10 protein-coding genes are annotated in these 12,469 nt (G+C 36.5%); 8 read left to right on the forward strand and 2 right to left on the reverse strand.

Annotation, left to right across the window (positions count from 1 at the left end; all coding sequences use genetic code 11):
- Nucleotides 1-102 precede the first annotated feature (102 nt).
- Nucleotides 103-1,185, reverse strand: coding sequence for a DUF2855 family protein (locus tag ACMHKH_RS04585; protein WP_413519484.1), 1,083 nt, complete (start codon nt 1,183-1,185; stop codon nt 103-105).
- A gap of 104 nt (nt 1,186-1,289) precedes the next feature.
- On the opposite strand from ACMHKH_RS04585, the gene ACMHKH_RS04590 reads away from it, so the two are divergent.
- On the forward strand, nt 1,290-2,033 hold the full coding sequence (locus tag ACMHKH_RS04590) for a zinc-dependent peptidase (protein ID WP_413519485.1): 744 nt from the start codon (nt 1,290-1,292) through the stop codon (nt 2,031-2,033).
- A gap of 58 nt (nt 2,034-2,091) precedes the next feature.
- Nucleotides 2,092-2,532: a hypothetical protein gene (locus ACMHKH_RS04595; RefSeq protein ID WP_413519486.1), complete on the forward strand. Its 441-nt coding sequence runs from the start codon at nt 2,092-2,094 to the stop codon at nt 2,530-2,532.
- 163 nt (nt 2,533-2,695) lie between these two features.
- Here the strand turns inward: ACMHKH_RS04595 and ACMHKH_RS04600 are convergent, their stop codons facing one another.
- Nucleotides 2,696-3,370, reverse strand: a complete 675-nt coding sequence (locus ACMHKH_RS04600) for a hypothetical protein (protein WP_413519487.1) — start codon at nt 3,368-3,370, stop codon at nt 2,696-2,698.
- 256 nt (nt 3,371-3,626) lie between these two features.
- Between ACMHKH_RS04600 and ACMHKH_RS04605 the strand changes: the two genes are divergently transcribed.
- From ACMHKH_RS04605 to ACMHKH_RS04630, 6 genes are all read left to right on the forward strand, one after another.
- The gene (locus ACMHKH_RS04605; RefSeq protein ID WP_413519488.1) at nt 3,627-4,112 is read left to right on the forward strand and encodes a hypothetical protein; all 486 of its coding nucleotides are present in this window, start codon (nt 3,627-3,629) and stop codon (nt 4,110-4,112) included.
- Between the two features lie 1,343 nt (nt 4,113-5,455).
- The gene (locus tag ACMHKH_RS04610) at nt 5,456-6,724 is read left to right on the forward strand and encodes a tyrosine-type recombinase/integrase (protein WP_413519489.1); all 1,269 of its coding nucleotides are present in this window, start codon (nt 5,456-5,458) and stop codon (nt 6,722-6,724) included.
- Nucleotides 6,725-6,927: 203 nt separating this feature from the next.
- Nucleotides 6,928-8,208 (forward strand): tyrosine-type recombinase/integrase, encoded by a 1,281-nt coding sequence (locus ACMHKH_RS04615; RefSeq protein WP_413519490.1) that lies wholly within the window; start codon nt 6,928-6,930, stop codon nt 8,206-8,208.
- Nucleotides 8,205-9,791 (forward strand): site-specific integrase, encoded by a 1,587-nt coding sequence (locus tag ACMHKH_RS04620; RefSeq protein ID WP_413519491.1) that lies wholly within the window; start codon nt 8,205-8,207, stop codon nt 9,789-9,791. The genes ACMHKH_RS04615 and ACMHKH_RS04620 overlap by 4 nt, the downstream gene beginning before the upstream one ends.
- Entirely contained in the window at nt 9,784-12,123 is a 2,340-nt protein-coding gene (locus ACMHKH_RS04625) for a hypothetical protein (protein WP_413519492.1), read from the forward strand. Before ACMHKH_RS04620 ends, ACMHKH_RS04625 begins: the two co-directional genes overlap by 8 nt.
- The coding region (locus tag ACMHKH_RS04630) for a hypothetical protein (protein WP_413519493.1) at nt 12,117-12,469 on the forward strand (353 nt) is incomplete at its 3' end. The genes ACMHKH_RS04625 and ACMHKH_RS04630, both read left to right, overlap by 7 nt.

Below are 12,469 nucleotides of genomic sequence, written 5' to 3' on the forward strand. Positions count from 1 at the left end.
GATCGATTTTTACAATCTTTACTGAGAGTAAAAAATAGAGAGCCTGTTAGCCAAGCTCTCTATTACTGTTGATAGTTATTGCTTTACCTCATTGGGTTAGAGCTACATTACCACCACCAAACCTTCATCTGGACCAATCTTGCCATCACAAACCTCTGGGTAAACTTCAGATAGACCGCTAAGACCATTCAACTCTTTGATTTTTAGCCAAGGAGCAGTTTTTGCCGCGCTTTTCAATATATATCTCATAGAGCGGTTGTTAAATTCCTCATAACCCCATTCCTTTATACGTTGCTGCATATGGCTAGGTGCAAAAAACTGATGGCTACGTTCTTTGATAATGCCATCAGCGCCTCGCGATTCATCCCAGTGGGTCAAGCCGACATTACTGGTATAGCGCATATTATCACCTAGATGCGTATGCAGTCGACTGAGCAAGTCAGCATTGGCTGACATGTCGACGATGACAGTTAGCTTACTTGCATCAATCTGCTCAAGGCTGTCATAGCTTAACACGCTATCATAGGCGTCAATTAAGTTGACAAAGTCTAGATGCTTATATGATGTGAGACCAATGATATGCGGCGCGTCTTTATCTTCCATTAAACCATAGGCCAAGCCGGTACTGGTTTTGCTAGAAGCACTGATAATAATGACTTGTTCAGCGTCAAACCAATCGTTACTTTTTAGTAGGTCATATAAACAAAATGACGCCATATGCAATGGGAACAACAGCATACGCTGGTTGTCATTAGCTTTGTCATAACCTGATTCATACTTTACTCGTTGATACATATTATAGGTAGGTGGCAGCTGTGCACGATGCGCACTACCGTCCGCTAATCCTGTGGGCGTAATTTTCTTAGGTTTTAACACTAAATCATGGGCTGGCGGGAAGTAACCAAAGAGCCGTTCACCAACTGGCAACTCAGTATTATTTGATTCGATCACATCAGCAAAACCCCACACTGGAATAATGCCCCAATTTTTGGCATCTTCACCATGTGGCGGGAAGAACTGCCAGTATTGTAATGGATCGCCCATTGCGGCATAGGTAATGTTGTTGGAGGTAAAGGCGAAGCGGTCCACTTCGACTAAGACTTCGCTATCGCCTGCCGTGTTGATTGGTGCTTGTATCAAGCGACTTTGAGTTATATCTTCTTTATTAGTTTGAAACTCTTGCATCGTTATATCCTCAAAACCTGTCTATTAAAAAGATAAATTAGCAAAGTTAATGATAGCGCTGTGTAATATGATGTTATGGTTCAATGATATTAAAAGGAAATAAAATGTTCAGCATAATAAAAGATTGGCGCGAGCAGCGTATATTGGACAATAGCGAATTTACCAATGCCGACTGGATGCAAGCTACCAAACGCATTGTCATACTTGATAGGCTGAATGAGGATGAAATGAAACGCCTGTTTGAGCTGGCGACTTTGTTTTTGGCTGATAAGTCTATCAAAGGTGCTCAAGGTTTTGAGATTACAGATATGGTTAGGCAGTCTATTGCCTTGCAAGCCTGTTTACCTATATTAAACTTAAGTCTTGATTGGTATGCTGGCTGGTCATCGATAATCATTTATCCTGGTTCGTACAAGAGCGAAACCACTACCATGGATGAGTTTGGTATCGTTCATGAGGGTACGCAACATCGCAGCGGTGAAGCGTGGCAGCGCGGTCCTGTTATTCTGTCATGGAAGGATGCCAAACACTCAGGCGAGCGTGATGGGCATAATGTCGTCATTCACGAGTTCGTACATAAGATTGATATGTTAAACGGCCGCGCCAATGGATTTCCACCATTACAACCTGATATGGATCCTGATCGTTGGACTGAGGTGATGACGCGAGATTTTGAGGATTTTCAAACCCATCGTAAGTCAGGGTTGGATCGTTATGGCACGACAAATCCGGCTGAGTTTTTTGCAGTACTCAGCGAGGTTTTTTTTGAGACACCGCAGAAGCTAGTAGATGCTTATCCTGATATTTATCAAATTATGGTCAAGCTCTTTCGTCAGACGCCGATGTGAGTAAAATTATTTTGTTAGAACTTATTAGAAACAAGCTATTTATGAGAGTGTGTCTATCATGAAAAATTTGCTTATCTTAACTTGTACTTTACTGTGTATGCATACAGCACAAGCACGTTTTCCAACTCAAGAAGATTCTATCAATGTAATTTCACAGTATCCTAAGGAGTTGCAAGAGTTGGGAGTCTATATCGATTCAACCCTAGAGGCTGTACAAAACATCTCTGATAAGGAAGACTTTTGTTCAACTCAGACAGTTTTTGCCTTTAATATTATGGAAATGAGGCAAAAAGGGGTGGATTATAGTGATGTTTATCATTTAATGAATATAAGTAATAAAGCAGATTTAACGACAAAAGGAATAGCTAAACTAGATATCTATAAAGGCGTTTTTGAAGAAGCTTATGATTATCCTATCTATCCAAGCAAAGAAGACAAGGGGACGGCTACCACTTTTTATATGACTTATAAAAACCATCAATGTTTACTCAGTTTATAAATCATATTAGAGGTTTTTATTCGCTGCTTTCTAAAGTTTCTAGCAACTTAAAATATTAAATATGAAGTAATAAAAAAGGGCAGTGCATCACATAGGATGTACCGCCATTTTTTTAAATATTGATTTTTAAATCATATGCTTAGGCTTATATTTTTGCTGATAGCTATACCGTCCATCGGTCATTGATGATACCTACCAGATAGCGTCTACCTTGATATTCCTCAAATATCAAACGCATACCACGCCAGTCTATACCGTCGTATTTATCACTGCCTTTGTAATAAAAATCCACCACATCTGACTTTGGATAAGCCTCATTAACGTTGTTAATCATATTACCTCTAGATTCAAAGGTATTGACCGTGATGCGTGCGTTATTATATTTTTTACCATCAATCCAAGTATCTAAATATTCTGGTAACGGCACGACCAATGCCTCGCCAGCACCATCCAATTCGCCCCAAGTGAAGCGAATTTTTGATTGATTCAGATATTGAGCGAATTGCTCACGGCTAAAGACTTTATCCTTGTCTAAATGCACATGAGCATACATCGAAAAACGGACGCCACGTGTTGGGTGGATGTCGTCTGTTATTCGAGAGAAGTCATTGTTGGCAAGGGCCCGCTGGATGCGTAATGCTTGCTGTCTGAGGGTTTGCTGACTCATATCAGAGACCACAGACACAGACGGGGTGCCAGTTGATTGATTGGAAGCTGTTGCACTGGACTCAGCAGAAGATTGGCAACCAGTGATTGCCAGTATTGAGGCAAAGCCTGCTGCGCTTGATAGCTTATAAAGATAAGACTGAGAAATAGTAAAACAAGATAACGGCATCATAACAATATCCTTATCATAGCTTAGGTAAGTCAATCTAAAATCAATATGACAGTAAAGGGGCGTTTACTTATAAATGGTACTCATTGATAGTACTCAAAAGGTATCAAAGTTCATAATGATGCTGTGTAAACGGCTCTTTTGTTCAATAAACCGGATTCACACAATTATGCAGAAAAACAGCAGTATGTATATGATTTAATGAATATAATAATACTTAAAACCTCATATTCCAAGGTCGTATTTTATGGAGGATGCCATGCAAAAAATAATACTTCCCATCATGATATTCGCTATAGAGTTTTCTGCTATTACGGCCAGTGCCAATTCAACAGAGCCGTTACAGACAGCTTTTGCCATGAAAATTGATACTATCGGTAAAATGTACCAGCAGGATGTGAATAATCAAGGTCAAGATTATCCGGTCGTACTACAACAATATGCTAGCCCAGAGCTACAAGCTGCCATGCAACTTGAGCAAGCCTATTTTGATAGAGAGCAAATGTCCTGTCATATTGGTTATGACGTTTTATGGAGCTCTCAAGATCCAGACTACGAACAAGATAAGCAGTTTTCAGTGACCACACAAGGCTTGGTTAAAGTTAGCTTAGCGCAAGGTGATGAAGTTTATTATAAATTGTCATGCGATAGTGTTGATAATAAAGCGGCTTGCCAAGTGACAGATGTAATACTGGATGAGGCCGGCACATCTTTACGAGAGTATCTTCAAAAGAATTGTCGTTAGCAGAAGTTTTAATTGAGAAGTTAAATATATATTTTAGTATTTAATAAATCATGTTAGAAATGTATGGGCGCATTCGCAAATTGCACGATATAAAATATTATGCACTCGTCTCCTAAGACCGTTGGTTTGTTTTCGCATAATGTATATTATGTTAAACTAAGGCTACCGTACAATAAGTTCATGGAGTCATGATTAGATAGTAAATTGTTGGTAAGTTTGGTTAATAACTGCTTGACCAGAATATGTAGAGCCCATCAAATAAATGCTGGAATTATTCTTAACGTAATTACTAACTGACATGTCCTGAAAGCTTAATACGCGGAGTCCTAATCGAGCTTAGTACATTAGATCAAGTCGCTAACAACCTCTTTGCATTTATTTCATAAACCTTTTATAAATGTGTTGTAGATACAGTCACTTTTACTGTTCATTCAAATTAGTCTCTTTAGTGAATTTGTTCTGACTATGGTTAATATAATTATTACCTTCACAATGCACAGCTAGCCTTTTGAGTAGTCTCTCATTCCTAATAATCACATAACAGCCAAATTCACCATCATTCAATTGTTAGCATCTTAACCAACTGGCTCTTTGGTACGAATGTTCTTGCGAAACGTTAGGTATATAAAGATATCACTACCTATTGACTACTAGCTGAGATCAAAAGCCATAACTCTTTTGGGTATCTATTACTTCATATCATTTCTAATAGTGCATGTATGATCTAACAATGTTCTTACCTGGGCTGTCTGCAAGTCTGGTTTAGATCTACCTTAGAGTTACGAATATCATTGCCAACTAAGCTGTAATACTTTTTGTTTTAAGTCATCAGAAACCTCCCTCACTACTAAGTAAGTATTTATCCCTCTTCACAATATGCTTCAATCTGAAGCACTAAGTTAACAACCTCCAAATTTGCACAGAACAGTACTATGCCCCTGATTTTTATATTCTGTGCACGTACAGGAGCATGGTTTTCTGATAAATAAAGTGGAGAACTCTATCAATAGTAATAAATACCGTTCTTACTTTTAGCCTATCTGAAGTTTATTGCCTCAAACACCATATATATCAATAAACACATAGCTTACTCCCTTTCTTTCCCCTATAATATAATCATCCCCAACCTTCACTTGGGGATAATTACGTCTTAAGAGCTATTATATAAAAGGCTTTAATAATAATACTAACGGATACCAGTGTCCACGACAGTGTCCAATAATACTCCTTGCAGCTTTCCTTAACTTGGAAGACCTACTAAAAGATTACTCTGGACCTCAGCATATAGATATCAGATCAATAATAATAACTCATCTATCTTAGATAAATTAAGGATACACATCATGACTATCAACAATGCAAATGATATCAACAAGCTAGAATGCCGAGATAAAGATTATTCGGTTAGTGTCTCAGGCGTAGCTGGTCTAAGTCTTCGTATTTATCCAAATGGTAAAAAAGAATACTACCTGCGATATTCTCATCCGCACATCGATGGTAAGCGACCTAGGATGATGTTGGGTAAAGTTGAAGACATCAGTCTGTATGAAGTTAAATATAAAGCAGACACCATTCTTGATATGGTCGCAAAAGGTTCTGATCCTAAAGCTATCCAAAAAAAAGAGCAAACCAATAAATATACCCATCTAAAAAATTCCACGTTTTCTGAAATTGCTCAAGCATGGCGAGAACACAAAACAGCAGGTCGCACTCAAAGTAAATCTAAAAAACTGTCATATAGTGAGTCAACCCTCAAGTTCTGGGATTTATGTCTAGGATATATGTGTCAAGAAATTGGTGATTTAAGAATGAACGATATCACTAGCGAGATGATACTGAGTGTGTGTGAGTCGATTCAGAATAATGAAAACCAAGCAACTTTCGTTGGTGCGAGCACTCGTCTGTATACTGAAAAAGTCTTTTCGTTTGCTGTTGCTCGAGGGTTGTGCGATAGAAATGTGGCGATTGATACCCGAGGTGAGCTTGCACCTGCCAGCTCAGGCAATCACTTACCAGCCATTACCAAACCAGAGCAATTCGCAACTCTCTTAAAAGATATGTCCAACTTTAAAGGCGCAAGTAAGATTACACTAGAGGCTATGAACCTACTGCCGTATGTATTTGTACGTAGTATCGACCTGCGCTCAATGCGCTGGGATGACATCGATTGGGACAATAATACATGGGCGTTCTCCCCCATTAAAGGTGAAGGTCGTGATGATATGGTCTCGCATTTAGTTGTTCCCTTGGCCACGCAAGTAATTGCGCGATTACGAAACATTCAGTCAATTACTGGGCATAAGGAATATGTATTTGCGTCGATGCGCGGTTCAAGCAATGCTTATATCAGTAAAGCGACGTTGGTACAGATATTCCACCGGCTTGGATACAAAGACGTGCAATGTGCGCATGGATTTCGAGCATCTGCTAAAACCTTGCTTATGGAACAACCTGAACTGCGTTACTCAGACATCGTGACTGAACTACAATTAGGCCATCGAATCAAAGACACACATGGCGGGGCTTACAACAGACTTGATGAAATCGATACTAGGGTACAGATGATGCAAGATTGGGCTAACTATATAGACAAGTTACGAAATTCAAAGTAAAAATCATGTTGGGCTGACTATATCGCACAACGATAATTGTTTTTTTAAATCCTGTTTGCTACAGATTTCATTATAATAATCAAGAGGTGAATTGTTTCTGCCAACTAAAAAATTGAGCAATATCATTGCTTTATAGTAAGAGCTAAGATAGCATTTGACTGTAGGGAATATCTTAATAAAAGTTCATATATTTGCAGGTTTACATGTCAATACTAAAAATAAAATCTATTACATTAAACAACTCCAATCGGCTTAGTTTTTTGTTTGATAATACTACTAAACTTCCCTGTTTATATCCTATGCTATATATCAATAGCTCATTGAGATTTAAAAGTGACTCAACACAACAAGCTTATTTGCAAGGTATCAAACAATGGTATGATTTTTGGCGAGAAAAATATGATCAGTCATTCTGCAAATATTTCAGAGAGCATAAATCTAATCCAGAATTGATGATTAAAGAAATAGATAGCTTTATATTATATTTGGAAAGTATGAAGGTAGTTGATCAGAAACTAATTAGATTAGGAAGCAATCCTTCAATTAATTATAATACACTTGCACATCGTTTGCGGGCTATCCTTAGCTATTTAAACTATTTGCTAGATACCTTCAGTCAAATATATGGTAAATCTATAAGTCCTGAAATTGCTAGATACAAGTCTGTAATCTATCAAAAGTATGATCTTGTCAAAAACTTATCCTCTAATCATCACAAAGCTCATAAAAATGGAACGAACTTCAAAAGCCTTACAGAGGAAATGCAAAAAGCTTTATATTCTATTATTTCACCTAAAGCACTAGAACCATTATTTAAAAGTAAGGAAGCTCAATTAAGAAACTTTCTCATTGTACGTTTGCTTTTGAACTATGGCCTGAGGACTGGAGAGCTACTACTCTTAACTCTTGATTCAATTAAACCCGACTTAAAAACACATAACACCTACCTCCTTATAACTGATACACATGATAGAACAGACACTCGTACAACAAAGCCACAGATTAAAAACGTTCAGTCTATTCGAAGCATTCTATTGGAGAAACGCGATGTTCAATTTATAAATATGTATATCAATCATATTAGACGCAAAGAAACTAAAAATTGTATGCTATTCCTATCCTTACAAGCACCCTACGCACCTCTCAGTAAATCAGGTTTTAAGAAAATCATAGCTACGATTAATGAGAATATGAAAAGTAAGTATCCTCAATTCTTTGACACTAATTATGTGGATTCTTTTGATAAAATTTCAGCTCATACTCTTCGGCATACATGGGCATATATGATGCTTAAGTACAACTATGAATCATATTTAAGCACTCATAATAAGGCAAAAGCAATGGAAAAAGCTGTCGAGAATTTAAGAAAAATGGCAGGTTGGTCTCTCAATAGTACTATGCCATATCTATACGCCAGCCGCTTTATATCAGAAAATGCCAACTTAGCTAATATTCAAAGAATTACAAAAGTGGATACATTATGACTAATACCAATCTGGCATTTAATTTTCTTGAGCATTCGAGTCATCGTTTATTTTCTGAGGCTCAGATAGATAAAATTGACAGTCTACATATCCCTACTATAATTAGGTTTATGCTTGCTGATAGGTATGAAACGAAATTTATCAACTCTACCTCAAGTACTTGGGATTTTCTATACTCCGGTAGAAAAGAATACATAGATTTCACTGAAGAAAAATATTTAGATAAGCATGAGATTAAGTTGTTAAAGTTTTTTTTAGCTTACTACTCTCAGCTCAATAGCCCTGCCTATTTATCAAGGTACTTCAGACAAGTTAGGTCTAACTTTCAAAAGTTAATAAAAAGCGGAAACTCTTTCAGTTATATAAGTTTCAAAGAAATTCTTCTAGATTTAGCTGTAGATGAATCTAAACATAGGGAATACTATACACTAAAGAACTTTGTCAGATTATTAATAACTGAAGGTTTTGAAGGGTTTAGTGAAGAAGATGAAATTGATCTTGAGGTATTAAAGAGACCAAAAACTTTTAACTCAAAATTGTTCTATCAAGAAATCGAGGATCCTATTAGTAAGCCTACGGTTACAATGATACAAAACGGTTTTGCGAAACTAAATTCAGAAATTTCTCAAAAACAATTAATATCAGATAATATTATTAAAAATGCCTCTATCCTTGGTCTTATCTATGTAACTGGTATGAGACCTGTCCAATTATCCAAGCTTTCTGTTGAAGATATAAAGATAGATACATATACGGAAGAAGGTGAAAGTAAGCGCTACAGCATACTTGTGCCTTATGCAAAACAAGGCCGATTCAATCATACTAAAATTTCTATAAAACTACCTGAAGAAATCGCTACAGTTATTTTACAATATATTAAACGGTTTGAATTACCTATAAACCATCAGCTTTTTGATTTAAGTAACTATGCAGTGATTTACTGTAATACTGCCATCAACGAACAACTCTTTGAATTCTCACCGCAGGAATATCAGCAACGGGTTTCAAATGGTGAACTAATCCAAATTAAATATACAAGCTCTCAATTCCGTCATCATGTAGCTTATTCAATGGCACTATCAGGATCAAGTGCGGAAGACGTTGCCCATATCTTAGGACACTCGTCATTAGTTACAGCTAGACACTATATTTTTTCATCACCCAATCTTGCTCAAATTCGAGCCATGGCGCTCGGTAGAAACCCTGTTTACCAGCAAATGATAGCTATGCTAATGACTGGCGATATCATTACCCAAGAACAAGACCACGGAGAGAATATAATAGGATTCGTTAATGACAAAATCCACAGCAATATAGGCAAATGTAGCTATAAAGCTAACTGTTTCCTTGAACCTGTTCGTAGTTGCTATGGATGTGTCTATTTTCACGCTTATTTACATGGTAATCATAAAGAGGTCTTAGAGTGTGTTCAAAACGAACTAGAATCTATCGTATCTCTCTCTGATGCTGTTTATAATTCATCAAATCCAGTCATTGCTGTTCACGAAGCGACTAAATTGGAAATACAGTCAGTGATTAAGCGCTGTGAGCTAAATAGTGAGGTGAAAAATGCAGATGAATAGCTATGATAAGTTCATTGATGAGCAAAAAGAGTATTTTAAAAATAACTTATACCAACCTAACGATGCTTTATGGGAAGATAGTTTTTGGTTAAAAACTGGTGTAGGTTCAAGCTGGCTGCTATCGAGAGGCAAGTCAAGTATCAGTTTCAATTCAATAAATAAAACAAAAGGGCTGCCAAATATAAATATATCTGAATATTATCAACAATTCTGTAAAGCAATGCTAGTGTACAGCTATCGCCAAGCTAATGGTAAAGTTTCACCACAAAAGCTTGTTGCTGAACTTTTAGTGTTAAAGCGTTGGTTTTATTCCTTACAAGAACTCATATCTGACACTCATCCTACAAAGCTGTCGACAGAAATTCTTAACCATGCCTACTTCTTATTAAAGAATCATAGTAGTGCTACTAACCTTCCAGATCATGTCGGAACATTCAAAAGACTACAAGACGTAGTAAATAAATATGGATTCACTTCTAAGAAGTTAGAGTTTGAAGTTGATTTAAAATATATTAACAAACAGAACAGAACACAGAAAGCAAGAATAACTAAAGAGCTTTTTGAAGATAAAAATATCGATGAAAACAAGATAAATGTAGAAAAATTAATCTCGATTCAGACCTTTATAAATATTGCTTCGCTCAAAAACTTTTGTCAAAGTGAAGGCGAAAAAATACTCTTAAACTCGTTATTTTTATCTATCGTGACAGGATTTCGATCGACTGAAACAATAATGCTGAAGAAAGACTGTTTAATTGAAAGACCTATATTGGACCCACAGACTAATGAGTCTATAAGCATCAATGGCAAGATACAATCCATGCTTGGTATACGCTATTATGGTGCAAAAGGGGCTGGCGAGAGAATTCACTGGGTTGAGCCGTCTTCAATTACGCTTGTTAAAAGCATCGTACAAAACACTTTGAATCTTACCGAAGAATATCGAGAGCACCTAATTTATTTGAGGCAGAAAAATTTAAAAGACTTTCTTCCTAAGGGTATTGATGAAATTCCTGATGATTTGATCGAGCTAGACGATTTAATCGGCCATTTATTTATTTCGAAACAACAAACAAGAGGACGTAATGGTCAGAGAGATGTAATATTCGAAATACTTAAAAGAGCCAAAGTAGAGCCCGACAAGGTAATCCCTAATGGGAAAGATGATTTAAAGTTCTATAGTAAAAGTACTTTAAATCAATATATTAAGTCAATAGCAAATTACGATACTGAAGAACCTATAAATAAAAAATTTGATTTTGAAGGTAAAATGGTCAATATCTACTATGAGGATCTATTGTTTATAGTTCACCATGGTAGCACTACCCTATTCCGAAGTCTGATCAATAAAACGAATGTTACAACACTAGACAACCGTGTCATAAATAATTTCTTAGGCACAGGTAACAATAAATCAGTATTTGAAAAATACGGTCTTAATGATAAGGATAATCAACCCTCTAAAATAAGTACCCATATCCCTAGGCACAACATTAACACTTTCCTAGCTATTGCTGAAATTTCAGACCACCTACAAGCAATGCTAATGGGTCGGGTTGATATTGAACAAAACAAATACTACCAACATTTAAGCATTAAGCAAATAAGCCAAAATGCTAGTTTGACTAGTAACAGTAGTCAATTTCAGGCACATAATGAGTTAACGGCAGTTTCAGAGCTTGTGCAGCCTGGAGAGAATAATGTAAAAAGCCCAATTGATGACATCTTAGAATATGGCTTGATGCTCTTCAGTAACGATCAAGACCTAGAAAACAATCTAAAAAATAATTTGCATACTTTTGATAATACTAAAGAAATATCAAACTTTATCGAACAATCTATGGGAGAGGATTACTTTGAAGATATTGCTAAAGCTTTTGATGAATTAGCTCTCACAGAACTAGATAAAGCAAAAGAGCTCATAGATACCCATGCCTACTTACACCCCCTAACCTTTGGCTCATGTATGCGTAATATAGCATCTCACGGTTGCCCTAAGAGATTAGCATGCCAGTCAGGTGCATCCTGTGTCAATTTCACGGTGACAGGACGTATGGGCGAACTTGAAAATTTAAAGCTCACTAAAAACAGACTACTTGAACAAGCTGAAAACTTAGTTGATGATTCTGAATTTGCACTAAAAGTAAAAAAGCAAATTCAGAACCTTGAGGATTTTGAACAAAAAATCACGGTCGGCTACAGTAATAAAATTCCAGTAAATATATATAACGCAATAGATACTGAGCTTTCTCAGCCAAAGACACTTGCTGAATTGTTTTCACTAGAATATGAAAAGATCAAAGCTAAGGATGAGGGAGAAAGCAAATGTTAAAAGGCAATGAGTTAGACAAAGCTCTTGAGAATGAGCTTAAAGAAATGGTGCAAGAAGGTATTGAAAAAGCCCCTATTTCAAATTCTGCTTTGCATCAAAGACTTATTGCTAAAGGATATGTGAAGGGTGGCCTGAGTACCCTTAGCACTAAAGAACGCAAAGCATTAATCCAAAAATATATCACAGAGCAACTCTTACCATTAAATTTGAATGAAAAAGAAGAGCAGCTATACGTCAATAAAAAGACACGTCAAGCTCTTCTTGACACCAATAAAGGATTAAAAGAGAGAATAGCTGAACTTGAAGATGAGCTGAATCAAAATACTGTTACCCTCGTAGAAATTAT

Origin of the sequence: Psychrobacter glacincola (assembly GCF_965118485.1) — a bacterium.
Taxonomy (GTDB): Bacteria; Pseudomonadota; Gammaproteobacteria; order Pseudomonadales; family Moraxellaceae; genus Psychrobacter; species Psychrobacter glacincola_D.

Excerpts from the sequence above, each read along its gene's own strand:
- ACMHKH_RS04625 (WP_413519492.1), top strand. The coding sequence starts at position 9,784 with ATGAATAGCTATGATAAGTTCATTGATGAGCAAAAAGAGTATTTTAAA.
- ACMHKH_RS04615 (WP_413519490.1), top strand. The coding sequence starts at position 6,928 with ATGTCAATACTAAAAATAAAATCTATTACATTAAACAACTCCAATCGG.
- ACMHKH_RS04610 (WP_413519489.1), top strand. The coding sequence starts at position 5,456 with ATGACTATCAACAATGCAAATGATATCAACAAGCTAGAATGCCGAGAT.
- ACMHKH_RS04605 (WP_413519488.1), top strand. The coding sequence starts at position 3,627 with ATGCAAAAAATAATACTTCCCATCATGATATTCGCTATAGAGTTTTCT.
- ACMHKH_RS04595 (WP_413519486.1), top strand. The coding sequence starts at position 2,092 with ATGAAAAATTTGCTTATCTTAACTTGTACTTTACTGTGTATGCATACA.
- ACMHKH_RS04620 (WP_413519491.1), top strand. The coding sequence starts at position 8,205 with ATGACTAATACCAATCTGGCATTTAATTTTCTTGAGCATTCGAGTCAT.
- ACMHKH_RS04600 (WP_413519487.1), bottom strand. The coding sequence starts at position 3,370 with ATGATGCCGTTATCTTGTTTTACTATTTCTCAGTCTTATCTTTATAAG.
- ACMHKH_RS04585 (WP_413519484.1), bottom strand. The coding sequence starts at position 1,185 with ATGCAAGAGTTTCAAACTAATAAAGAAGATATAACTCAAAGTCGCTTG.
- ACMHKH_RS04590 (WP_413519485.1), top strand. The coding sequence starts at position 1,290 with ATGTTCAGCATAATAAAAGATTGGCGCGAGCAGCGTATATTGGACAAT.